Below are 23,260 nucleotides of genomic sequence, written 5' to 3'. Positions count from 1 at the left end.
GCCGGTCCTCCCGCCCTGCTTCTCTGGTGGACGTCGCCGGGCGGCAAGCGTTCGCCGCTGCTTCCCCCGGACAGGCCGATCCCCCCGGTTCCCGGATTTCCCGGGCTCTGGTTCCGGCTTGCCCGAAACGCCCGGCGTCGACCAAGTCCCCGACGTTAGGTACGCACCTTGCTCCGCTCCCTCGCCACTCGTGTCTCCGACCGCAAGAAGACCGTCGCCGCCTCCGCAGCCGTGCTGCTGGCAGCCTCGGGCGCGGTACTGGGAACGACCGCTTCGGCCTCGGCCGCCAGCCCCCAGGAGATCGCCAAGAAGATCGTCCCGGCCGGCCAGTACCAGGCCTTCAGCAAGATCGTCGAGCACGAGTCGGGCTGGAACTTCACCGCGACCAACTCCTCAAGCGGCGCCTACGGCCTGGTCCAGGCCCTGCCGGCCTCGAAGATGGCCTCGGCCGGTGCCGACTGGAAGACGAACCCCGCCACGCAGATCAAGTGGGGCCTGAACTACATGAACGAGCGCTACGGAAGCCCGAACGCCGCCTGGTCGTTCTGGCAGGCCAACGGCTGGTACTGAGTCCGAGGACCGGCCGGACACCAGAGCCCGACCCCGGGCCCGCTCCACCGCCACCGGCCGCCGCGGACGCGGACGCAAGGCCCCGCCCTCCCCACCGGAGGAGCGGGGCCCGCCGCGTTTTCCGGGCTCCGCGCCGGCGCCCCGCCCGACAGAAGGGCAGCCCGTCGGTCACCCCGGGGCGACCGACGGCCCCTCAGACCCAGTCGGGTGGCCTCTGGCCGGGCGGTCACGCCCTGGCGCGCGCGCTGCCGGTGCTGTCGGCATGCCCTGGCAGTTCCGCCACAGCGACATCCCGGCGCCTTGGAATCGCACATACCAGAACGCGCCCGCCTGCCGATCGAAGGTCACCCGACAGGCTCTCAGGCGCCCAGCAGCATGAGGGTGTGCGGCCAGAGGTCGTCGAGCACCGCCGGGTCGTTCTTGAGCTTGGCGAACAGCACCATGCCCTCCAACTGGGCGACGACCGCGCGGGCCGCCGCCGCGGAGGCGCGGTCCGGCGTGATCGCGCCTTCGGCCGCCGCGTCCCCGAGGACACCGGCCACCAGCCGGATCTGCTCGTCGAAGATCGTCTCCAGGCGGGCCCGGACATCCGGTTCCTGGGTGCTCAGTTCCAGGGCGAGGTTGCCCAGCAGGCAGCCGTCGACCGTGCCGGAGGTCTCCTTCATCCGGCGCTGGACCGCCGCCATGGCCTCCAGCAGCGCGCGCAGCCGGTCGAGAGCGGACCCCGGCGCGGCCAGGACGCCGGCCCAGCAGTCCCGCTCGCTCTCCCAGTAGGCGTCGACGACCTCGACGGTCAGCGCCTGCTTGGACTCGAAGAAGTGATAGAAGCTGCCCTTCCGCACATCCGCGCGGGCACAGATCTCGGCGACGCCGAGGCTGCTGTAGCCGCGGCTGCGCATGAGTGCGCCGGTGGCGTCCAGGAGCCGTTCGCGTGCCGTGCTGGTGCGTCCCATGACGGCCACTATACGAGCGGTCAACTACATGGGAGGCCCCCGGCTGGCTTTTAGTTGACCGGTCGTCTAGCGTTCTTGGTGTCAGCGGGCATCCGGCCCGCCGACGACCCAGGAGGCTGTTCCATGGCTGTACCCCCGATCACCGTCGTCATCGCGCATCACAGCGGCTACGGGCACACCGCCCGCCAGGCCGCCGCCGTCGCCGAGGGCGTGGCGTCCGTGCCCGGCGTCCGTGCCGACGCGCGGGACGTCTCGGTTCTCGACGAAAGCCTGTGGACCGCCCTGGCCGGTGCCGAGGCGATCATCTTCGGGTCGCCGACGTACATGGGCTCCACCTCCGCCGTCTTCCAGGCGTTCGCCGAGGCGAGCGCGCCGGTCTGGGCCGAGCGCGGCTGGCAGGACAAACTCGCGGCGGGCTTCACCAACTCGGCGGGCGTCAACGGGAACAAGGACAACGCGCTGCTGTCGATGACCGTGTTCGCCGCCCAGCACGGCATGACCTGGGTGCCGCTCGGTCTGACCCCCGGCTGGATCTACTCCTCCGCCGGCAGCCCCGAGGACCTCAACCGGCTCGGCGGCTTCGTCGGCGCCATGGCCCAGTCGCCCGCCGACCTCGGCCCCGACCAGGCTCCCGGCGCGGCGGACCTGCGCACGGCACGGCACCTGGGCGAGCGGGTCGCCCGCGCCACCCTGCGCCAGAGCCTGGGCCGCCGGGCCGAGAGCGACCTGGCGGTCACGGCATGAGGCCGGGACGGCTCGGCGAACTCCTCGGGCTCTCCCTCCCCGTCGTCCAGGGCCCGTTCGGCGGCGGACTCTCCTCCGTCGCACTGGCGGTGGCGGTCTCGGAGGCGGGCGGACTGGGCTCGTACGGGGCCCACGTCCTCGAACCGGCGGAGATCACGGACCTGGTGGCCCGGCTGAGGGCGGGCACGGACAGGCCGTTCGCCGTGAACCTCTGGGTGCCGCTCGACGGCGAGACCGCCTTCCGTCCGTCGGAGGAGGAGCTGGCCGCGCACGCGGCCCGCCTGCGGCCGTACTACGACGAACTGGGCACGTCCGCGCCGACCGCCGCCGAGGTGGCGGCACTGCCGGACTTCGAGGCGCAGGTGGAGGCGCTGCTCGCCGCCGCGCCGCCGGTCGTCAGTCTGGTGATGGGACTGCCGCCCCGTCACCTGGTCGAGGAGGCCGGGCGCCGGGGCATCGCACTGATCGGCACGGCGACGACGGTGGACGAGGCCGTCGCCCTGGAGCGGGCGGGCGTGGACGCGGTCGTCGCCTCCGGCAGCGACGCGGGCGGGCACCGGGGGGCCTTCCTGCGGCCGGTCCGGGAGTCCCTGGTCGGCACGTTCTCGCTGGTCCCCCAGGTGGCGGACGCGGTCGGAGTGCCGGTGATCGCGGCGGGCGGCATCGCCGACGGCCGCGGGATGGCCGCCGCCCTGACGCTCGGCGCGGACGCGGTCCAGGTCGGCACCGGGTTCCTGGCCGCCCGGGAGTCCGGGGCGAGCACGGTGCACCGTGAGACGCTCGGCACTCCGCGGGCCCGGACGACGGTCCTCACCCGGCTCTTCTCCGGGCGCACCGCCCGGGGCATCCCGAACGACTTCGTCCGGGAGATGGCCGCCCACGAGGACCGGGTACCGCCCTATCCCGTACAGAACGCCCTGATGCGGCCGATCCGCCGGGAGGCCGGGAGGCGAGGGCGTTCCGGATACGTGAACCTGTGGGCCGGCCAGGCGGCGGCGCTGGCCCGGCGGACGCCGGCGGCGGCCTCGTACCTCGCCGGACTCGTGGAGGAGGCGGACCGGCTGCTGGAACGGTCGGCTTGACCCGGCCCTTCAGGGCCGGGAACCGGCCGCCCGAGCGCCGGGAGCCGCGCGGGAGAGGGGCGGGGCAGAGGGACGACGGGCACCCGACCCCGGGACGCCGTGTCCGGAAGCCGCCCCCGCCCTGACCGGCCGGACCCGCCCCCGTCTCCCGGCCCGTACTACAGCCGCTGGATGATCGTGCCGGTGGCCAGCGCTCCGCCCGCGCACATCGTGATCAGCGCGAACTCCTTGTCGGTTCGCTCCAGTTCGTGCAGTGCCGTGGTGATCAGCCGTGCCCCGGTCGCTCCCACCGGGTGGCCGAGGGCGATGGCGCCCCCGTTCACGTTGACCTTCTCCAGGTCCTGTTCGAAGACCCGGGCCCAGCTCAGCACCACGGACGCGAATGCCTCGTTGATCTCGACGAGGTCGATGTCCCCGAGCGACATCCCGGCTTTGCCGAGGACCGCGCGGGTGGCGTCCACCGGGCCGTCGAGGTGGAAGTGCGGGTCGGAACCGACCAGGGCCTGGGCGACGATCCGCGCGCGCGGACGGAGCTTGAGCGCCTTCGCCATGCGCTTCGACGCCCACATCAGGGCGCAGGCGCCGTCCGATATCTGCGAGGAGTTCCCCGCGGTGTGGACGGCGGTCGGCATCACCGGCTTGAGCCGGGCGAGCGCCTCCATACTGGTGTCACGCAGGCCCTCGTCGCGGTCGACGAGCCGCCACATGCCCTGCCCGGCCGCCTGCTCCTCCTCGGTGGTGGGCACCTGGACGGCGAAGGTCTCCCGCTTGAACCGCTCCTCGGCCCAGGCCACGGCGGCCCGTTCCTGGGACAGCAGGCCGAGCGAGTCGACCCGCTCCCGGCCGAGACCACGACGGCGGGCGATGCGCTCAGCGGCCTCGAACTGGTTGGGCAGGTCGACGTTCCACTCGTCCGGCCAGGGCTTTCCGGGGCCGTGCCTGGTCCCCGAACCGAGCGGGACCCGGGACATGGCCTCCACGCCGCAGCTGATGCCGACGTCGATGACCCCGGAGGCGATCATGTTGGCCACCATGTGACTCGCCTGCTGCGAGGAACCGCACTGACAGTCGACGGTGGTCGCGGCGGTCTCGTAGGGAAGTCCCATGGTGAGCCAGGCATTGCGCGCCGGGTTCATGGACTGCTCGCCGGCGTGGGTGACCGTCCCGCCGACGATCTGCTCGACGCAGTCGGCGTGGATGCCGGTGCGCCCCAGGAGTTCACGGTAGGTCTCGCCCAGCAGGTAGGCGGGGTGCAGGTTGGCGAGCGCGCCTCCGCGCTTGCCGATGGGGGTGCGTACGGCTTCGACGATGACGGGTTCCGCGGCCATGAGCTCGTCCTCTCCTCGCCCGGACGGGGTGTCCCGGCACCCCGCCGCAGGGAACTAGTACGCGTTCTAGTTCTGAGTGCAGTCTTATGACTGCTACCGCGGGTACGCAAGGGTCGTGCACACGCCCGCGCGCGGCCCCCGGCAACACTTCCCGCCGCGGGCCTTGCCACTTGTGGAACTCGTTACTACCTTTCCCGCCATTCTGATGGGCCGTCAGACCATGGAGCGTGTTGCCGATGTCCTGCCCCCACCTCCCCGAAGGGTTCGACGCCACCGACCCCGACCTGCTCCACAGCCGCGTCCCCCATCCGGAGTTCGCGCGGCTCCGGCAGACGGCACCCGTCTGGTGGTGCGCCCAGTCGGCCGGTGTCACCGGCTTCGACGACGCGGGGTACTGGGCCGTCACCCGGCACGCGGACGTCAGGTACGTCTCCACCCGGCCCGAGTTGTTCTCCTCCGCGGAGAACACGGCCGTCATCCGCTTCAACGAGCACGTCACACGGGACCAGATCGACGTCCAGAAGCTGATCATGCTCAACATGGACCCGCCGGAGCACACCCGGGTCCGTCAGATCGTCCAGCGCGGCTTCACCCCGCGCGCGATCCGCGGGCTGGAGGCCGCGCTGCGCGAGCGCGCCAAGAGGATCGCCGAGGAGGCGCGGCGCGGCGCGGACGCGGACGGCTCCTTCGACTTCGTCACCCGGGTCGCCGTCGAACTGCCGCTCCAGGCCATCGCCGAACTCATCGGCGTCCCACAGGAGGACCGCGCCCGGATCTTCGACTGGTCGAACAAGATGGTCGCGTACGACGACCCCGAGTACGCCATCACGGAGGAGGTCGGCGCCGAGTCCGCCATGGAGCTCATCGGGTACGCGATGAACCTCGCCGCAGCCCGCAAGAAGTGTCCGGCCCAGGACATCGTGTCCCAGCTCGTCGCCGCCGAGGGGCAGGGCAACCTCTCCTCCGACGAGTTCGGGTTCTTCGTGCTGTTGCTCGCGGTCGCCGGCAACGAGACCACGCGCAATGCCATCAGCCACGGGATGCACGCCTTCCTCACCCACCCCGCCGAGTGGGAGCGGTTCAAACGGGAACGCCCGGCGACGACCGCCGAGGAGATCGTGCGCTGGGCCACCCCGGTGGTCTCCTTCCAGCGCACGGCCACCCAGGACACCGAGCTCGGCGGGCAGAAGATCCGTGAGGGTGACCGGATCGGGCTCTTCTACTCCTCCGCCAACAACGACCCCGAGGTCTTCGACGACCCCGGGACGTTCGACATCACCCGAGACCCCAACCCCCACCTCGGCTTCGGGGGCGGCGGCCCGCACTTCTGCCTCGGGAAGTCACTGGCCGTCAAGGAGATCGAGCTGATCTTCAACGCGCTGGCGGACGTCCTGCCCGACCTGCGACCGGCGGGGGAACCACGCCGGCTGCGCGCCGCCTGGCTGAACGGCATCAAGGAACTCCGGGTCCGGATCCCCGGCTGAGAGCCCGTCCGACGGCCTTCGACCGACAGGCTCTGAGCGGTGCGGCTCCCCCGGCGGGACCGGAGGGACCGCGGGCGTCCGGCACGCGTGCGTCGCGTGCGCCATGTCCCTCGCGACACCAGGCCCCCATGGCGCCGTCGTCGTGGCGGCAGGGGCGGGCGACACGGCGCTGCGGTACGTTCGACGATATGACACATGATCAATGGAACTCCGTGGACGGCTACTTCACCGAACTGCTGGCCCCCGCCGACGAGATCCTCACCGCCACCCTCGCCGACTCGACGGCGGCCGGGCTCCCGGAGATCGCCGTCGCCCCGAACCAGGGCAAGCTGCTCAACCTGCTCGCCACCGTGCAGGGCGCGCGATCCATCCTGGAGGTCGGCACCCTCGGCGGCTACAGCACGATCTGGCTGGCCCGCGCGCTGCCCGCGGACGGTCGGCTGATCACCCTGGAGTACGACCCGGCCCACGCGGACGTGGCACGCGCCAACATCGCGCGGGCCGGTCTCGACAAGATCGTCGAGGTGCGCACCGGAGCGGCCCTGGACACCCTGCCCCGGCTGGAGGCCGAAGGCGCGGGCCCGTTCGACCTGGTCTTCATCGACGCGGACAAGGTGAACAACCCGCACTACGTGTCCTGGGCACTCCGGCTCTCCCGCCCCGGCACGGTGATCATCGTCGACAACGTGGTCCGCGGCGGGAAGGTGGCCGAGGCGCACCCGGACGACCCCGCGATCACCGGCACCCGCGAGATGGTCGAACTCGTCTCGCGCGAGCCCCGGCTGGACGCGACCGCCTTCCAGACGGTCGGCTCCAAGGGGTACGACGGACTGCTGCTGGCGCGCGTCGTCGGCTGACCGGGACCGGCCGGGAGCGCGGGCCCGCACCGGCCGAGGCGCGGGCGGCGTCCGGGGTGTCACCCTGACGCCGCTCCGACCGGCGGATGTAGGAGACTGCGAGTACGCGATCAGGGCCGGCGCAGCGCCAGGCCCGTGTTTCCCGAGAGGTGTCCTGTGCCTGGTGTCGTGAAGATCAACGTGCTCACCGTCCCGGAGGAGCAGCGGGAGGTGCTGGAGAAGCGCTTCGCCTCGCGGGCCGGGGCGGTGGAGGGCTCCGACGGCTTCGAGTGGTTCGAGCTGCTGCGCCCGGTGGAGGGCACGGACCAGTACCTGGTGTACACCCGCTGGCGCAGCGAGGAGGACTTCCAGAACTGGATGAACGGTCCCATGAAGGCCGCCCACCAGGGTGGTGAGGGCGGCGGCGAGCGGCCGAAGCCCGCCGCGACCGGTTCCACTCTGTGGTCCTTCGAGGTCGTCCAGCAGTCGTCCCCTAAGTAGTCCGCGGCGGGCCCCGGCGGGGCGGAGACGGCGGCCGAGGCGCGGGCGCGCGGCGGGCACGCGAAAAATGGGGCGGCGCACCTGACGCCGTCCGGTCCACCATGGCGCGCATGGACTGGATCTTCACCGCCGAGCGTGTCGACACCCCGCACGCCACCGCCCTGCGCCGCGACTACTACGGCGAGGTCGCCGGCCGCTACTGGAAGCGACCGGCGACCGAAGCCGAGACGGACGCGGGGCTGGCCGACGACGGGGCGGAACTCCTGACGCCGCCCACCGGAGCGTTCCTCGTCGGCCGCTTCGCCGGGGAGCCGGCCGCCTGCGGCGGCGTCCTCATGCTGGACGACGAGCGCGCCGAACTGACCCGGGTCTACGTCCGCCCGCCGTTCCGTGGCAGAGGCGGCGGCGCCCGGCTGATCGACGGTCTGGAGACGGCGGCCCGCGAGCTGGGTGCGCGCCGAACGGTGCTCAACACCCGTCTCGACCTGGTCGAGGCGCGCGCGCTGTACACCCGCCACGGGTACGGGGAGATCCCCGCCTACTGCGACGGACCGTACATGGAGGTCTGGTACGGCAGGGCCCTCTGATCCCGGGGACGCCCGCGTACGTCGTCGTCTCCCCCGCCCGGTGGTACGGGAGTCGGCGGCCGGGCACGGGGTCCCGCGCCACGGCGGCCGGGCGGCGGTGCCTACGCGTGGTGGTCGCCGGGCGGTTCGGGAGTGCGGGGCTGTTCCGCGTCCGAGCCGCACAGCTCGGCCGTCAGTTCCTCGACCAAGGCCACCAGGTCCGTGGGACGTTCGGGGCCCCACCAGTCGCCGAGCAGTTCGGCGAGGGAGTCCTCCCGGGCCTTCGCGAGCCGGGTCGCGGCGCTGAGTCCCTCCTCGGTGAGGATCAGCTGGACCCCCTCGCGTTGCGCCAGGTGACGCTCCTCCACCTGGCGGGACGCGTCGGTGACGACCTTCAGCGGTACCGGGGTGGTCTCGGCGAGCCGGACCGGTTCGACGGTCCCGTGCCGGCGGATCCGCAGCAGTATCCAGCTCGCCGCCGGCAGCAGGTCGAGGCCGGCCCGTGCGGTGATCTCCTCGTAGATCTCGCGGCGTCCCTCGCGCGAGCCGAGGAGGGACAGGGCGCGGGCGCACTCGTCGCGGGAGGAACGCTCCACCGGGTTGGAGGCGAGGGTCTGGCTGGTGTCGGGGGCGGTGACGGAGCCCCGCAGTGTGTCCTCCTTGAGGAACCAGGCCACGACGAAGGCGACGAGGACGACGGGCGCCGCGTACAGGAAGACGTCGGTGATGGCGGTCGCGTACGCGTGCAGGACCGGGGGCCGCAGCTCGGGCGGCAGGGCGGAGATGGCCCGTGGGTCGGCGGCGATCTGGCCGGGGCCGGTGCCGGGTGGCAGCGTCTGTCCGGCGAGCGCCTCGTCGAGCTTGGCGTTGAGCCGGCTGGTGAAGATCGTGCCGAACACGGCGACGCCGAAGGACGCCCCGATGGAGCGGAAGAAGGTGGCGCCCGAGGTGGCGACACCCAGGTCCTGGTACGAGACGGCGTTCTGCACGACGAGGACGAGCACCTGCATGACCAGGCCGAGCCCGGCGCCGAAGACGAAGAAGTAGACGCTCATCCGCCAGGTGGAGGTGGTCTCCGTCAGCTGGTTGAGCAGCAGCAGGCCGAGGGCCGTGATGCCGGTGCCGGCGATGGGGAAGACCTTCCAGCGGCCGGTGCGGGAGACGATCTGGCCGGAGGCGGTCGAGGTGATGAGCAGGCCCAGGACCATCGGCAGCATGTGGACCCCGGACATGGTCGGGGTGATGCCCTGGACGACCTGGAGGAAGGTCGGCAGGAAGGTCATCGCGCCGAACATCGCGAAGCCGACGACGAAGCTGATGACGGAGACGAGGGAGAAGGTGCGGATCCGGAAGAGTTTCAGCGGCAGGACGGGTTCGGCGGCGCGCTGCTCGACGCGCACGAAGAGGACCAGGAGCACGGTGCCGAGGATGGTGAGCCCGATGACCTGCGTGGAGCCCCAGGCCCAGGTGGTGCCGCCGAGGGAGGCGACGAGGACGAGGCAGGTGGCGACCGAGGCGATGAGGAAGGTCCCGAGGTAGTCGATGGTGTGGCGGGTGCCTCGGGACGGGATGTGCAGTACGGCGGCGATCACGAAGAGCGCGACGATGCCGATGGGCAGGTTGATGTAGAAGACCCAGCGCCAGGAGAGGTGCTGGGTGAACAGCCCGCCGAGCAGCGGGCCGAGGACGCTGGTGGCGCCGAAGACGGCGCCGAAGAGGCCCTGGTACCGGCCGCGTTCACGGGGCGGGACGAGGTCGCCCACGATGGCCATCGACAGCACCATGAGCCCGCCGCCGCCGAGGCCCTGGACCGCGCGGAAGGCGATGAGCTGCGGCATGTTCTGCGCGATGCCGCAGAGCGCGGAGCCGATGAGGAAGATGACGATGGCGCTCTGGAAGAGCTTCTTGCGTCCGTACTGGTCGCCGAGTTTCCCCCAGAGCGGCGTCGCGGCGGTCGACGCCAGCATGTAGGCGGTGACGACCCAGGAAAGGTGTTCCAGGCCCCCCAGTTCGCTGACGATCGTCGGCAGCGCGGTGGAGACGATGGTCTGGTCGAGTGCGGCGAGCAGCATGCCGAGGAGCAGTGCGCCGATGGCGACGATGACACCGCGTCGGCTGTTCCCCTCACCTGACGCGGCGCCACCGTCGAAGTCCGACGTGCGTACTTCCTGGGCCATGGGCATCTCCGGAGGGCTTCCTCGGGGTCGATTCCCCTCCATCCTGATCCGAATGTCCGGTTATGGCCTGCGGGAGGAGAGCCGCCCCCCGTTCCTTGTACACGAACGGCCTGCATAATCGCTCGCACGTTGGTATGGGGAGGGGATCCACGGTGAGTGGACAAGCATGTCCTGAATGCGGTGCGCACAGACCTGGCTGTGCGTGCCGGACCGAGAGGGCCGTGGCGGAGGACTTCGACCCGCTGCGCATCCGGCCGTACGTGACGCTGGAGGCGCCGGAGGGCGCCTACGGGCCGGGGCAGGGACTTCCGCCGAAGGCTCCGCCGCCGCCCGTACCGACGTGGACGGCTCCGCCCCGGGGCGCGCCGGAGGCCGGCTCCGGCCCCGTGGCGGGACACGGCCGGCCGCCGGGCCCCGCGCGGGAGGCGCAGGACGCCGCGCAGGGCCCGCGGGACGCCGCCGGACACGCCCCGGGGACGGCGCAGGGGCTGTCCCTGCACGCGCCCGGGGCCGTCGGCCCCGGGCCGCTGCCGCCGGAGTCCGGCTCCGGGCCGCTGCCGTCGGAGACCCCCGCATCGGGCACGGCGGGAGACCCGTCCGAGACGATGCCGCTGCTGCTCCCGGGGGCCGGAGGTCACCGGGGCGCCGGCGGGCCGGGGAGCGGCGGTGACGCCGCGGCCTGGCCGGCGGCCGGCGCGGAACCCACGCACGCTCCGCGGCCGGACGTCGCGTACGGCACCGTCGGGGGGTTCGCACCCGACACCGGACCCGACGCGGCCCAGGGCCCCGAGTGGGACTTCCCTCCGCACGCCGGACCGGGCACCGGGCCCGGCGCGCCGTCCGACGGCACGGCCCCGGAGTACGCGATGGGGTACGGCCCCGAGCGGCCGGCCACCCGCCGACGGGGCGCCGTCGTCGCGCTGGCGGCGGCCGTGGCGGTCGCGGTCGTGGGGGCCGGGGCCTTCGCGTCCGGCCTGCTCGACCAGGGGGACGACTCCGACGAACGGGCCGCCGTCCCCACGGTGACCACCAGCGCGTCCGAGAACGTCACCGTCTCCGAGGCGCCGTCGGTCTCGCCGTCGGTCTCCGCCTCGGAGACGCCTTCCGCGTCGGCCTCACCGTCCGCGCGACCCACGGCCTCCGCGTCACCCTCGCCCACCCGGACGGCCGCACCGTCCGTCCCCACCGTCGGCACCTCTCCCTCCGCTCCCCCGAGCACCACCACGGCGCCGACGCCGTCACCGACGCAGGACCCGCTCGGCCCGACCCTGCGCCAGGGCGACTCGGGGCCGGAGGTCCGGGAGCTCCAGGACCGCCTGCGGCAGCTGTGGCTGTACAACGGCCCGTCGAACGGCGAGTACGACAAGAAGGTCCGCCACGCGGTCGAGGTCTACCAGTCGTACCAGGCCATCAACGGGGACCAGAAAGGCGTCTACGGGCCGAACACACGGCGCTCGCTGGAGGCGGCGACGAGCCCCTGAGGTCCGCGATACGGACGGATTGGCGGCGCCGTGCCGCGTTTTGTATCGTGTAAAAACAAAGTGGGTCCCGCTCGCATTCCCTGACCGGCGGGCGGGTCCACTGCGTTCTCCTCCCACCCCTTCGGAGACTCTCGATGCCCGCCGACACCCCGGCAACGCTCACCGCCCGCGCCCTCCTGCTCGACATGGACGGCACCCTCGTCAACTCCGACGCGGTCGTCGAACGCTGCTGGCGTCGCTGGGCCGTCCGGCACGGGCTCGACCCCGAGCAGGCCCTCAAGGTCGTCCACGGGCGTCAGGGGTACGCGACCATGGCCGTCCTCCTCCCCGAGCGGCCCATGGAGGAGAACCACGCGGACAACAAGGTGATGCTCGCCGAGGAGACGGCGGATCTCGACGGTGTCGTCCCCGTACCGGGCGCCCCGGCGTTCATGGCCGCCCTCGCCGCCCTTCCGCACGCCCTGGTGACCTCGGCGGACACGGCGCTCGCCGACGCCCGGATGGACGCGGCGGGCCTGCCGATGCCCGAGATCCGCGTCACGGCTGAGTGCGTGGGCGCCAGCAAGCCCGATCCGGAAGGGTTCCTCAAGGGCGCCGCGGAGCTCGGCTTCGCGGCGGAGGACTGTGTGGTCTTCGAGGACTCCGAGGCCGGCATCCAGGCCGGGCGCGCCGCGGGCATGCGCGTCGTGGGCGTGGGCCCGCGCGCGGCGGTCTTCGGCCCGGACATCCACGTCCGGGACCTCACCGACCTCTCGCTGACGGCGTCCGAGGACGGCACGATCCGCATGACCGTCCTGCGCCGGGCGAGTCGTTCCGAATGATCGTCAGTGCGCGTGGGTGATCGGGGATCATGTGACCGGTCGCCCGGTCCCGTGGGTGTGACAGGGTGGGCTCATGTCCACGGACCGCGAGCAGTCAGTCGATCTGCGCCCCGAACCCTGGCTGGACACCGCCCCGGCCCACCGAGACCTCATCGCGGCGAAGGCGCTCGTGTACGACCCTTGCGGGTTCGCCTGCTCGCAGCCGGTCCCCGAAGCCGAGAGTGCCGAGTACGCCGCCCACGTGTTCACCCTCGACGGCCTCGCCATCCGGTTTCGCGCGGCCAGGACGACCCCCACCAAGGTCGGCCAGTTCGTCACCGTCTGGAAGAGGTCCCCGGCCGGGCCCATCCAGCCCTTCGACGCCACGGACCCCGTCGACCTCTTCGTCATCAGCACCCGCGACGATCACCACTTCGGCCAGTTCGTCTTTCCCATGGACGCGCTCCGCCGGCACGGCGTCGTCTCGGTGAACGGTTCCGGTGGGAAACGAGCCTTCCGCGTCTACCCGCCCTGGGTGGCCCCCGCCAACCGCCAGGCCGGCAGTGCGCAGGCGTGGCAGCTGGGCTTCTTCCTGCACCTGCACCAGGGCGGGCCCATCAGCCTGGCCCGCGCCCGAGGGCTCTACCGCCCGCAGGGCGCCGCCGGTACCTCTCGCCCATCGGGCAGATGATCCACGGCCTGGTCCGCGCGCCGGCACGGCCGAGTTCCACGTCTGCCCGCCCTCCCCACGGAGCACGCCACCGACGGCCTGGCGGGAGTCGACGACTCGGTGCCGTGCGCGGCGGGCGCGTTCATCCGGGTCCGCACGAAGAGACCCCGCTGTCCCAGGCGGTAGGTGCCGACCACCTTCAGACTCCGTTCACGGACGACTCCGGGGTGCGCCTCGCGGGCGGCGCCCCGCTTCCTGGGCTTCGCCGCCCTGGAGAAGCACCACCCCGATCTTCGGCATCAACCCCAGAAGCCGCTTCAGGACCTCGACGCCGGCCAGAAGCTCGGCAGCCTCGGCGAGCGGTTGATGTACCAGGGGTGGGCGTTCCAGGGAGCGACGTCTCCCGGCGCGATCCCCGCCCCTCGAAAAGCTGTACCTGAAGCTCCGTTGTCGGATCGTCGTTCTCCACACACAGAAGCACCGGCTCGCACCATCGCGGGGACGCTACCGGGAACGTCCGACCCTGCGGACCGCTCGATCGACCCTGCCCGGAGGCACCGGAGGACGAGTAGCGAGGGACGCCACGGAGGCCGCGGGCGGCTCTGCTGTCGACGGAACGTCCCGAGCATCACCGAGAGCCAGACCGCCACCTGGCCATAGCGGCTACGAGAACTGGGCCGAAGGACCGTCAGATGCGCCTGACACGACGCCTGGCCTGAGCCCGACACCAGAGCTGACGCAGAGGACCCTGACCGCACGCGGCTTCCGCGGCTTCGTGCCGTTCCGTGCACTGCCCGACAGCAACGTCCCCACCGGGCAGGGAATCTACGTGGTGATCCGCACGGACACCTCGCCCCCGTCGTTCCTCCCCACCAGCCCTGCCGGACACCTCAAGGGCCGCGACCCGTCCGTGACGGCCGACAAACTCGGCGATGCCTGGGTGGACGGGGCCGACGGTCGTGTACATCGGCAAGGCCACGGGCCAGGACGGACTGCATCAGCGGCTCGCCGACTACCGCCGCCACGGCGCCGGTCTGCCGGCCGGCCATTGGGGCGGTCGCTACATCTGGCAGCTGGTCGGCTCGGACGTACTGCTCGCCGCCTGGCGACCGACGGCCGAGGACGACGCGGGTGAGGCTGAGCAGGACCTGATCGACGAGTTCGAAGAACTCCACGGAGGAGCTCTGCCCTTCGCCAACCTCAGGAACAACGCCCGAAAGGAACCGGAGGCGGACACCGGCATCGACTGAGCCCGGGCACCCTGGACGCCCAGCAGCCGCGCGCCGACACCGGCCGCGACCCCTGGACGTCCAGGAAGACGAGCACGACCTCCCCGAGCCGCACTGCTGATTCACCGAGATCATCCCGTGGCGGGTCACCCTGGCTGGCCCCCGGAGGGATCGCGACCCACGCCCGCGCGGCGGCCGAGGCGAACGAGGCGACACGGTGCGATGACGTGCCGGAGGCCGCGCGAGGTACCTCACCCCGTCGCGGCGGCGGGCGGAAGGGAACCCAGGGGCGCGACAGGCGATGGCCGGAAGCGCCGGAACCGCGGCGGGAGTGACACCGGCTCCGCACGAGCGCTTCGATCCCCCCGCAGGGCGATTGACGCCTCGTCGGATACAGCCCGAACCCTTGATGTGACGTGTCCATGTCGTCACCCTGTCACCTGGCGCATCCCCCGCGGAAACCTCGCGCCGCCACGATGACCGGGCCGCCCGGCAGGACGCGGGACGGCACGGCCAAGGTTCCCCCACACCAAGGGAGTTCACATGCTCGCCGCCATGTTCTACGCGCGTCGAACCGTTCGACGCGCGACCGTCGCCGGCGCCGCCGCCGCACTGACCGCCACCGCTCTCCTCGCCACCGCCCCCACAGCCCAGGCGGCCCCGCCCACCCCGGTGAGCGCGGCGACGGCCCGAACGTACCTCACCTCGCTCACCGTCAAGGCGGAAGGTTCCTCCAGCGGCTACAGCCGTGACCTCTTCCCGCACTGGATCACCCAGTCAGGCAGCTGCAACACCCGCGAGACCGTCCTCAAGCGGGACGGAGTGAACGTCGTCACCAACTCCAGCTGCGCCTCGGTCAGCGGCAGTTGGTACTCCGCGTACGACGGCGCCACCTGGACGGCCGCCTCCGACGTCGACATCGACCACGTCGTGCCGCTCGCGGAGGCGTGGCGCTCCGGCGCCGCCTCCTGGACGACCTCCAAGCGGCAGTCCTTCGCCAACGACCTGACCCGCCCGCAGCTCATAGCCGTCACCGACAACGTCAACCAGTCCAAGGGCGACAAGGACCCGGCGGACTGGATGCCCCCGCGCACCGCCTACCGCTGCACCTACGCCCGGATGTGGGTCCAGGTGAAGCACTACTGGAACCTGAACGTCGACTCCGCCGAGAAGAGTGCCCTGCAGACGGTCCTCAACGGCTGCTGACACCGGAACCCGTGTGGTCCGCCCCGTCGTTCCGTACCGTACGGCGGGGCGACCGACGGCGGAGAGGAACACGATGGCGGCCGGACTCAGACTCGGACCCGTACTGCGGTACGTCGACGGAGTGACGGGCACCTCCGCGACGGTGTGGGTCGAGGCGGACCGCCCCTGCGCGGCGGAGATCCGGTGCGCGGACGGCGCCGGCGGCCTGACCCGTACCTTCCAGATCGCCGGCCACCACTACGCCCTGGTCCCGGTGACCGGACTGACACCGGGCCAGGCGACCGCGTACGAGGTCCTGCTCGACGGGCGCCGCGTCTGGCCGCCGCCGCGTCCCCCCTTCCCCCCGAGCACCGTCCGCACCCCGGCCGGCGACCTCCGGATCACCTTCGGCTCCTGCCGCTGGGCGGCCGGACCCGCGTCCGGCCGCGACCCCGTCGGGCCGGACGCTCTCGCCGCCCTGGCCACCACGCTGGCCGCCGGCCCCTCCCCGGAGCGCCCCGACGTCCTGCTGCTCCTGGGCGACCAGGTGTACGCGGACGAGACCTCGGCGGCCACCCGCGACTGGCTGGCCGCCCGTCGTGACCCGGGCGACGCGCCGGGCGCGGAGGTGGGCGACTACGAGGAGTACACCCGGCTCTACGACGAGTCCTGGCGGGACCCCGAGGTCCGCTGGCTGCTCTCCACCGTCCCCAGCCTGATGATCTTCGATGATCACGACGTCATCGACGACTGGAACACCAGCGCCGCCTGGCTCGCGGCGATGCGATCCACGCCCTGGTGGAACGAGCGCGTGGTGAGCGGGCTGATGTCGTACTGGGTGTACCAGCACCTCGGCAACCTCTCCCCCGCCGAGCTGGCGGCCGACCCCCTGTACGCCGAGGTGTGCGCGGCACCCGACGGGACCGAGCGGCTGCGCCGCTTCGCGGCGGAGGCGCACGCCGATGCGGCCCGGGTGCGCTGGAGTCACCGCAGGGACTTCGGCCGAACCCGCGTCCTGCTGGTGGATACCCGGGCGGCCCGTGTCCTGGAGGAGGGCGCGCGGGCGATGCTGGACCCGGACGAGGCGGCCTGGCTGCGTGAGCAGGCCCTTGCCGACCCCGGTTCGTACGACCACCTGCTGGTGGGCACCTCGCTGCCCTGGCTGCTGCCGCCGCTGATCCACGACGTCGAGGGCTGGAGCGCGGCACTGTGCCGGGGCGAACGGGGCGGGCCGGGGGGACGCTGGGCCCGGTTCGGCGAGATGCTGCGGCAGCGCTCCGACCTGGAACACTGGGCGGCCTTCCCCGCCTCCTTCGAGGCCCTGACCCGTCTGCTGGCGGAAGCCGGCGGAGCCCCGGGTCCGGACGGCGCGACGGGCACGGACACGGGGAGTGACCCCATGATGGGCGTGGACCTCGGGGACGGCCGCGGACTCCGGCCGCCCGCGACCGTCTGCGTGCTGTCCGGGGATGTTCACCACGCCTATGTGGCGGAGCCTCGCTGGCCGGGCGAAGGGCCTCGGGCTCGTGTCGTCCAGCTGACCTGCTCCCCCCTTCACAACGCGGTCCCCGCCTCGATCCGGTTCGGCTTCCGGTTCGGCTGGAGCCGTGCGGGCCGTCGGCTGGGGCGGGCCTTCGCCCGCCACGGCCGGGCGGGCCGTCCGTCCATCGACTGGCGGCGGACGGGCGGGCCGTGGTTCGGCAATCAGCTCATGACACTGACCCTGCGCGGTCGCTCGACGAAGCTGACGCTCGCTCAGGCCCGTTCCGGGAACAGGCTGGTGACGAGGGACGAACGCTCCCTCGACCCCGCGTGACCAGCACGTCGGGCGCGCCCGACGGCGCCGGCGGAACACTCAGGCCAAATGTTGAACTTGCAAGTACAAGTGAGGGGTGCCTAACCTAGCGACCTCATCGGTTCCGCCCCCATGTCCGTCGCATCCGCGCACGGACACGACCGAAGGAGTCCATCCCCCATGAACCATCTGACGAACCGTCTGCACCAGGCGCGGCCCTACGCGCTCGGCCTCTTCCGCATCGTCGTCGGCCTGCTCTTCGCCTGCCACGGCGCCGCCTCGCTCTTCGGGGTCCTCGGCGGCGGAACCGTCGCGGCCGGGACCTGGCCGAGCTGGTACGCCGCAGTGATCCACCTCGCCACGGGCGCCCTGGTCCTGGCCGGAGTGGCCACCCGGACCGCCGCCTTCCTCGCTTCCGGCTCGATGGCGTACGCGTACTTCACGGTGCACCAGCCGGAGTCGCTCTTCCCGCTCCAGAACGGCGGGGAGGGCGCGGCCCTCTTCTGCTGGGTGTTCCTGCTGCTCGTCTTCACCGGTCCGGGCGCGCTCGCGCTCGACCGGCTCCTGGGCGCCCGCGGCGAGGACTCCGCACGGCCCGAGGAGCAGCGCGCACCGCTCACGGCGTAGGCCAGGCGCCGCGGCCCCGTACGGCGGATGTCCCCGCCGCGCGGGGCCGGGGCACCGCGGCCGCGGGCGCCGGATGCCGCAAGGGCGAATTCCGGCCCCTCCGGCCGTGCGGTGCGCCCGCCCCGCGTAGGCTCCCGCTGTGAACATGCTCGACAGCCTGGGGTCGCTGACCGCGGGCCCCTGGATCTACGCGGCGGTGGCGGCGTCGGTGCTTCTCGACGTCTTCCTGCCCGTGCTGCCGAGCGGAATCCTGGTGATCACGGGCGCGACGGCGGCGGCGACCGCCACCGCGGCGTCGCAGGACGTACCCGCCGTGCTGCCGCTGCTCCTGTGCGCGGCCACCGCTTCGGTCCTGGGCGACTTCGTCGCCTATCGGCTGGCCTGGCGCGGTGGGGCACGGCTGGACCGGGCCATCGCCCGCTCACGCCGTCTGACCCGGGCGCAGGAACGTCTCGGCGCGGCGCTCGCGCGCGGCGGCGGCCTCCTCGTGGTGATCGCGCGCTTCGCCCCGGCGGGCCGCTCGGTGGTCTCGCTCGGAGCGGGGGCGGCGCGGCGCCGGATCAAGGAGTTCCTTCCCTGGTCGGCGCTGGCCGGCCTGGCCTGGGCCGGCTACAGCGTGGCGCTCGGCTGGTTCGGCGGCCTGTGGCTCGGCCCGACCTGGATCAGCGCGGGGGTCTCGGTCGCCGCGCTCCTCCTCGCGGGCGCGCTCGCCGGCTACGTCATACGGCGTCCGGCTGGGGCTCCGGTCGCGGCTTCCTGACCCCGCGCACCTCGAGCCCGCCGAGGAGCCGGGCGGTCGCCTCGGCGATCTCGTCCACGGCGCTGTCGAAGACCTCGCGGTTGTGCGGGGCGGGATGGTGGAAGCCGGAGACCTTGCGCACGTACTGAAGAGCGGCGGCCCTCATGTCCTCCTCGGTGGCCTCTTCGGGAAGGGCGGGCGGGCGGAGAGTCTTGATGCTGCGGCACATGATTCCAGTGTGGCGCGTCCCACTGACATCGACGAACCTCGTCCTTCTCCGTTCCCGCGTCCCGCGCGCCACATCCGCGCACCGCGCGAAGGATCTTCGCGGGCGCGCACGCAGAGTCAGCGACCCGTCGGGCGGGGACGCCGCGACACGCGGACCGGACCCCGGCCTCACGACCGACGGCCGGACCGCCCGGCGTCCGGGCGGCCGGTACGCGGCGCCACGCCGCACGGGGCTCAGCTGAGACCACGCCTGCTGCGTGCGTTGATCTCCGCGGCCCGCGCCCGCAGCTCCCTCATCGGGGTGGCGAGCTGCACGTCCTCCGGTGCGGCCTCCCACACGGACCCGCCGCTCACCGGCCGGATCAGGAAGCGGCCGGCGACGCTGTCCACATAGAAGCCGACCCGCCCGGTGGCGATGTCACGTACGAGGTCACCGGCCTCGGGCAGTGATGGCACGAATCCCCTCCGTCCCGGAGTTGCGGATCTCCAGAGATACACCCAGAGAAACCCGGAGACCCCTCACTGTCAACGTATCTCTAGAGATGTCCCCCGTTGGATGGATCGGCGGCACGGGACGGCGCATAGGCGTGCACCAACGCAAAGGAGCGCGCCGTAGGGTGTCCCGCAGACGAAGGGAGTGGTCCACCCATGACTGACCAGGACAGCGGTCGTCGGCCCAAGTACCAGCGCATCGCCGACGAGTTGAGAACCGCCATCCAGTCAGGCGCCTTCGCCCCGGGCGACCGCCTCCCCGGCGAGAACGACCTCATGACCACCTACGAGGTGGCCCGGATGACGGCCCGGCAGGCGTTGTCCGTCCTGCGCAACGAGGGCCTCGCGGAGGCCCGCAAGGGCGCCGGCGTCTTCGTCCGCGCCTTCCGCCCGCTGCGCCGGCGGGGCATCCCCCGGCTCGCCCAGGAGCACTGGGGCATGGGCCGCTCGGTCTGGTCGGCGGACATCGAGGACCGTGCCCTGCTGGTGGACCAGATCGAGGTGTCCGAGGCGACGCCCGGTGCTCGGGCCGCCGCGGCGCTGGGCCTGCGGCCGGACGAACGGGTCTGCGTGCGCAGTCGCCGCTTCGTACTGGACGGCAAGCCGGTGCTGCTGTCGGTGTCGTACCTGCCGGCCCGCCTCACGCGGGGCACCCCGATCGCGTCTCCCGACACGGGCCCCGGCGGCACCTATGCCCGGCTGGCCGAACTCGGCCACCAGCCCGTGCACTTCCGCGAGGAGATCCGATGCCGGATGCCCACGGCGGACGAATCCGCACGCCTCGCGCTGGGGTTCGGCACCCCGGTGATCCTGATCGGCCGCACGGCCTTCGCCGCCGACGGAGTCGCGGTGGAGCTCAACGAGATGACCCTGGACTCGGCGTCCTACGTCCTGGAGTACGACTTCGGCGCGTGAGGACGAGGCGGTCAGCGCCGGGTCAGGGGCACGCGCCCACCCGGCGCCGCCCCCGGGCGTCCGCCCGGTGTCCTCACCGCGTCCGCCCACACCGGAGAGCCGGACCCCCGGTCCGGCGCCGAGCGGCCCCGGCCGGCCCCGGGGCCCCTGGCGGTTTCGAGCGGCCGTTCCGGCCCCGCACGCTCCGAAACCGCCGCCGATACCCCCTACGGGCATCCCGAACAGGGGACCACCGGGTGCCGCGCAGGGGCCCCTCGGACGGCCGTGCACATATTCGGCACTATGCGACGGGTGCGGCACGGCGCATACTGGCAGCAATGACAAAGAGACCCGCGCCCCGGCGCCACATGCCCACCAGCCCCTTCAAGGCTCCCGTCGAGCCACCGGTCAGGCACTTCGCTCTCGGGGACCGCGTCTCTCACGACCGGCACGGCCTCGGCAGGATCGTCGCCGTGGAGGCGGCGGCAGAAGCCATCCTCGTCGACTTCGGTTCCCACCAGACCCGGATCGTCACCCCCTACTCGGGGACGCACCGCCTCTGAACAGCGACTCGGCCGCGGTGGACCGCTCCACCGTGGCCGGATGCGCACACCCCGGCGACTCCCGCCGAAACACGCGGGTCCAGGCCCGGTACCCCAGCCGCCGGGTCGGCTCATGGCCTCCGACGGGGTCCCGGCTGCCCCTGCGAGGCGAGGGAAGGGCGACTCGACCGCAGGCGCGGGCCGGTGGCGTGACGGCTCGGCGAGGCCGTCGCGTGTGCCCGCCGACGGCTGGGCACGACCTTCCGACGGGTGGCTCTGGAGATCCTGGGCGACAGGCACCCTTCCACTCCTCCTGCACACGCATGCCCGGACGAGGCTCGCACGGGAGCCGGCCGATGCCGTGGGCGCTGCGCCCCGCCCCCTGATCGCGGGGCCCCGCGGACGGTAGGCGGGACACCCGGAGCCCTGCCGGAGTTCCCCGAGCCACGTACGAAACCTCCCCGGACAGGTCACGGAAAAACCGTGGACCGCGATACCGGGCGGACACCGCCGCGGGGCTCCCTCCGCGCGGCCGACCGTACATCGCCACCGTCGCCGTCCACCCGCGCCGGCCCCGGGGGGCAGCCGTCTCCGCTCTCTCCCTCATGAGCGAGCCGACGGCGACGGACCACCGCTAGGGTCACGCGCATGGGTGCCACGACCGCCGCCATGGTGACCGCCGTCGTCGGAGTGCTGGGCACGCTCCTCGCGCCGGTGGTCACGAGGTGGATGACGAAACGCCAGCGGACCGAGGAGAGCCGGGCCGAACACGAGCGAAGGCTCTTCGAGGAGCGGCGCAACGCGTACACCGGGATGAATCGCGCCTCCCGCCACTTCCACACCCTGTTGAAGGACGCTCTTCACCGCCTGCGGGACGACGTCTACACGGACGAGGACCGCGCCCAGGTCGAGCAGGCACGGCGCGACTACCGGGACCGCTACGCCGAGGCCCAGATGATCGTCCCCGAGGTCGTGCTCAGCGCCTCTCGGGAGGTGAACACCGTCCTTGCCGCCGTCGACGCCACCGCCAAGCGCATCGACCGCGGCATCTCCAGGGAAGGAGAGAGCGCCGCCCGGGCGCTCGAGGCCCTGAAGGCGGCGGAGCCCGCGCTCACCGCCATGCGCCGGATCATGCGTGAGGACCTGGGCGTGGCCGACTGACCGCGAGCCCCTCGGCAGGAATCCACCGAAAGGTCACCGCCACCCCGCCCCCGAGCGAGCGCGGGCTCCCACATCGTGGGGCGGGTACCCGGCAGGGGTCGGCCCGCCGGCCCCGGGGTCAGACGCCCTCCGGCTCGGGGCGCCGCACACGCAGCCTCAGCGCGGCGTCCAGCGCCGCCCGCCACGGGTACGCGGCCGGGTCGTCCGGGCCGGGCCGGGCCGGCAGGAACCCGCCCTCGCCGTACAGCACGCTCACCCCGGCACTCTGCAGGATCTCCAACGACCTCTCGAACTGCGGGTGCCGCACGTGAGCGTCACTCACACACGGCATCACCGCCATCGGCACACCCTTTCCGATGCCCTCGGCGACCACCCCGACCACGAAGTTGTCGGTCAGCCCGAGCGCCCAGGCGTTCACCGTGTCAAACGTGGCCGGCGCGACGAGGATCGCGTCCGCCTGCGGCCACGGGTCCGGCCGGCCGGGCGGCTCGTACTCCCACCGGACCGGGTGGCCGGTGAGCGCGGCGAGGCCGTCGAGGGAGCCCTCCAGCCACCGGGCGGCCGCGGGGGTGAGACCGAGGCAGACGTCCCAGCCGTCGGCCTGCGCGTCCTCGATGACGCGTGCGACGTCGAACAACGGCGGTGCGGCGCTGGAGAACAGATACAGGGTCCGGTTGCTCATGGCCCTATCCGATCACATACAGATCACCTCGTGTTCTCACCCAACCACTCCCGCTCCACCCGGAGTCGGCACCGGAACGCGCATGGCCCGGACGCGAGAACCCGTTGTGGCGGACCCCGGCGGCATCGCGGACCGGGACCCTCTCCGACACGGCAACCCGGGTGCGACCGCCGCCATCCGCCGTCGTTGGCATCAGCCGGGGGACGTGTCCTCGCACACAGAACGCCGCGGGAAATACGGGAAGCCGTGGTCACCAGTCGCGCCAGGCGTCGGTGATCTCGTCGCGGTTGATGGCTCTCCTCACCGCCAGAGCGGCCACGTCCACACGGTGCGCGGCCGTGAGTCGCGTGGACCGGCTGCTCACGAGGAGGCCCGGTCGTGATCGACCGTCCCCGTTGGTGTCAGAAGTAGATGTCAAAGGCCCCGGACCATGATCGGTCCGGGGCCTTCGTACCGGTGGGCGCGGACGGTTTCGAACCGCCGACATCTGCTTT

The 23,260-nt window shown here is 72.5% G+C and carries 24 protein-coding genes; 18 read left to right on the top strand and 6 right to left on the bottom strand.

What is annotated here, in order from left to right:
* Positions 1-168: 168 nt before the first annotated feature.
* Complete coding sequence (locus OG393_RS23585) at positions 169-570, top strand: transglycosylase SLT domain-containing protein (protein WP_327376686.1); 402 nt, start codon at positions 169-171, stop codon at positions 568-570.
* Between the two features lie 359 nt (positions 571-929).
* On the opposite strand, the gene OG393_RS23580 is transcribed toward OG393_RS23585, so the two are convergent.
* Positions 930-1,523 carry a TetR/AcrR family transcriptional regulator gene (locus OG393_RS23580; RefSeq protein WP_327376685.1) on the bottom strand — a complete coding sequence of 198 codons (594 nt, stop codon included), beginning with the start codon at positions 1,521-1,523 and terminating at the stop codon, positions 930-932.
* A 123-nt stretch (positions 1,524-1,646) separates the two neighbouring features.
* Here OG393_RS23580 and OG393_RS23575 point away from each other — a divergent pair, with 123 nt between their 5' ends.
* Positions 1,647-2,267 carry a flavodoxin family protein gene (locus OG393_RS23575; RefSeq protein WP_327376684.1) on the top strand — a complete coding sequence of 207 codons (621 nt, stop codon included), beginning with the start codon at positions 1,647-1,649 and terminating at the stop codon, positions 2,265-2,267.
* Entirely contained in the window at positions 2,264-3,349 is a 1,086-nt protein-coding gene (locus OG393_RS23570; protein WP_327376683.1) for an NAD(P)H-dependent flavin oxidoreductase, read from the top strand. The genes OG393_RS23575 and OG393_RS23570 overlap by 4 nt, the downstream gene beginning before the upstream one ends.
* A gap of 158 nt (positions 3,350-3,507) precedes the next feature.
* Here the strand turns inward: OG393_RS23570 and OG393_RS23565 are convergent, their stop codons facing one another.
* Complete coding sequence (locus OG393_RS23565; protein ID WP_327376682.1) at positions 3,508-4,677, bottom strand: steroid 3-ketoacyl-CoA thiolase; 1,170 nt, start codon at positions 4,675-4,677, stop codon at positions 3,508-3,510.
* A 236-nt stretch (positions 4,678-4,913) separates the two neighbouring features.
* Between OG393_RS23565 and OG393_RS23560 the strand changes: the two genes are divergently transcribed.
* The 4 genes from OG393_RS23560 to OG393_RS23545 all read left to right on the top strand — a co-directional run bounded on the left by OG393_RS23560 (position 4,914) and on the right by OG393_RS23545 (position 8,085).
* A complete protein-coding gene (locus tag OG393_RS23560) occupies positions 4,914-6,161 on the top strand; it encodes a cytochrome P450 (protein ID WP_327376681.1) in 1,248 nt (415 codons plus the stop codon).
* A 188-nt stretch (positions 6,162-6,349) separates the two neighbouring features.
* Positions 6,350-7,018 carry an O-methyltransferase gene (locus tag OG393_RS23555; protein WP_327376680.1) on the top strand — a complete coding sequence of 223 codons (669 nt, stop codon included), beginning with the start codon at positions 6,350-6,352 and terminating at the stop codon, positions 7,016-7,018.
* A 156-nt stretch (positions 7,019-7,174) separates the two neighbouring features.
* Positions 7,175-7,498: an antibiotic biosynthesis monooxygenase family protein gene (locus tag OG393_RS23550; RefSeq protein ID WP_327376679.1), complete on the top strand. Its 324-nt coding sequence runs from the start codon at positions 7,175-7,177 to the stop codon at positions 7,496-7,498.
* A 110-nt stretch (positions 7,499-7,608) separates the two neighbouring features.
* The gene (locus tag OG393_RS23545; protein WP_327376678.1) at positions 7,609-8,085 is read left to right on the top strand and encodes a GNAT family N-acetyltransferase; all 477 of its coding nucleotides are present in this window, start codon (positions 7,609-7,611) and stop codon (positions 8,083-8,085) included.
* Between the two features lie 101 nt (positions 8,086-8,186).
* Here OG393_RS23545 and OG393_RS23540 read toward each other — a convergent pair whose 3' ends face one another.
* Complete coding sequence (locus OG393_RS23540) at positions 8,187-10,241, bottom strand: MDR family MFS transporter (RefSeq protein ID WP_327376677.1); 2,055 nt, start codon at positions 10,239-10,241, stop codon at positions 8,187-8,189.
* 221 nt (positions 10,242-10,462) lie between these two features.
* Between OG393_RS23540 and OG393_RS23535 the strand changes: the two genes are divergently transcribed.
* The 8 genes from OG393_RS23535 to OG393_RS23500 all read left to right on the top strand — a co-directional run bounded on the left by OG393_RS23535 (position 10,463) and on the right by OG393_RS23500 (position 18,788).
* On the top strand, positions 10,463-11,722 hold the full coding sequence (locus OG393_RS23535; protein ID WP_327376676.1) for a peptidoglycan-binding domain-containing protein: 1,260 nt from the start codon (positions 10,463-10,465) through the stop codon (positions 11,720-11,722).
* A gap of 134 nt (positions 11,723-11,856) precedes the next feature.
* Positions 11,857-12,543: an HAD-IA family hydrolase gene (locus OG393_RS23530; RefSeq protein WP_327376675.1), complete on the top strand. Its 687-nt coding sequence runs from the start codon at positions 11,857-11,859 to the stop codon at positions 12,541-12,543.
* Between the two features lie 73 nt (positions 12,544-12,616).
* Positions 12,617-13,213: a MepB family protein gene (locus OG393_RS23525; RefSeq protein ID WP_327376674.1), complete on the top strand. Its 597-nt coding sequence runs from the start codon at positions 12,617-12,619 to the stop codon at positions 13,211-13,213.
* A 911-nt stretch (positions 13,214-14,124) separates the two neighbouring features.
* Positions 14,125-14,442, top strand: coding sequence for a hypothetical protein (locus OG393_RS23520; protein WP_327376673.1), 318 nt, complete (start codon positions 14,125-14,127; stop codon positions 14,440-14,442).
* A gap of 522 nt (positions 14,443-14,964) precedes the next feature.
* Positions 14,965-15,627 carry an HNH endonuclease family protein gene (locus OG393_RS23515; protein ID WP_442817349.1) on the top strand — a complete coding sequence of 221 codons (663 nt, stop codon included), beginning with the start codon at positions 14,965-14,967 and terminating at the stop codon, positions 15,625-15,627.
* Positions 15,628-15,700: 73 nt separating this feature from the next.
* Positions 15,701-17,422 (top strand): alkaline phosphatase D family protein, encoded by a 1,722-nt coding sequence (locus OG393_RS23510; protein WP_327376672.1) that lies wholly within the window; start codon positions 15,701-15,703, stop codon positions 17,420-17,422.
* A gap of 168 nt (positions 17,423-17,590) precedes the next feature.
* The gene (locus OG393_RS23505) at positions 17,591-18,028 is read left to right on the top strand and encodes a DoxX family protein (protein WP_327378519.1); all 438 of its coding nucleotides are present in this window, start codon (positions 17,591-17,593) and stop codon (positions 18,026-18,028) included.
* A gap of 145 nt (positions 18,029-18,173) precedes the next feature.
* On the top strand, positions 18,174-18,788 hold the full coding sequence (locus OG393_RS23500; RefSeq protein WP_327378518.1) for a DedA family protein: 615 nt from the start codon (positions 18,174-18,176) through the stop codon (positions 18,786-18,788).
* Here OG393_RS23500 and OG393_RS23495 read toward each other — a convergent pair.
* Both OG393_RS23495 and OG393_RS23490 read right to left on the bottom strand, forming a co-directional pair.
* Positions 18,748-18,996: a DUF2277 domain-containing protein gene (locus tag OG393_RS23495; protein WP_327376671.1), complete on the bottom strand. Its 249-nt coding sequence runs from the start codon at positions 18,994-18,996 to the stop codon at positions 18,748-18,750. The genes OG393_RS23500 and OG393_RS23495 overlap by 41 nt on opposite strands.
* Positions 18,997-19,229: 233 nt before the next feature.
* The gene (locus OG393_RS23490) at positions 19,230-19,451 is read right to left on the bottom strand and encodes a hypothetical protein (RefSeq protein WP_327376670.1); all 222 of its coding nucleotides are present in this window, start codon (positions 19,449-19,451) and stop codon (positions 19,230-19,232) included.
* A gap of 192 nt (positions 19,452-19,643) precedes the next feature.
* Here OG393_RS23490 and OG393_RS23485 point away from each other — a divergent pair, with 192 nt between their 5' ends.
* The 3 genes from OG393_RS23485 to OG393_RS23475 all read left to right on the top strand — a co-directional run bounded on the left by OG393_RS23485 (position 19,644) and on the right by OG393_RS23475 (position 22,084).
* On the top strand, positions 19,644-20,402 hold the full coding sequence (locus tag OG393_RS23485) for a GntR family transcriptional regulator (protein WP_327376669.1): 759 nt from the start codon (positions 19,644-19,646) through the stop codon (positions 20,400-20,402).
* Positions 20,403-20,719: 317 nt separating this feature from the next.
* Positions 20,720-20,944 carry a hypothetical protein gene (locus OG393_RS23480; protein ID WP_327376668.1) on the top strand — a complete coding sequence of 75 codons (225 nt, stop codon included), beginning with the start codon at positions 20,720-20,722 and terminating at the stop codon, positions 20,942-20,944.
* Positions 20,945-21,571: 627 nt separating this feature from the next.
* Positions 21,572-22,084, top strand: a complete 513-nt coding sequence (locus OG393_RS23475) for a hypothetical protein (protein ID WP_327376667.1) — start codon at positions 21,572-21,574, stop codon at positions 22,082-22,084.
* Positions 22,085-22,202: 118 nt separating this feature from the next.
* On the opposite strand, the gene OG393_RS23470 is transcribed toward OG393_RS23475, so the two are convergent.
* Complete coding sequence (locus OG393_RS23470) at positions 22,203-22,766, bottom strand: flavoprotein (RefSeq protein ID WP_327376666.1); 564 nt, start codon at positions 22,764-22,766, stop codon at positions 22,203-22,205.
* Positions 22,767-23,260: the final 494 nt, after the last annotated feature.

The organism is Streptomyces sp. NBC_01216 (genome assembly GCF_035994945.1).
Lineage (GTDB): Bacteria > Actinomycetota > Actinomycetes > Streptomycetales > Streptomycetaceae > Streptomyces.
This window is presented reverse-complemented; position numbering and strand designations above follow the sequence as displayed.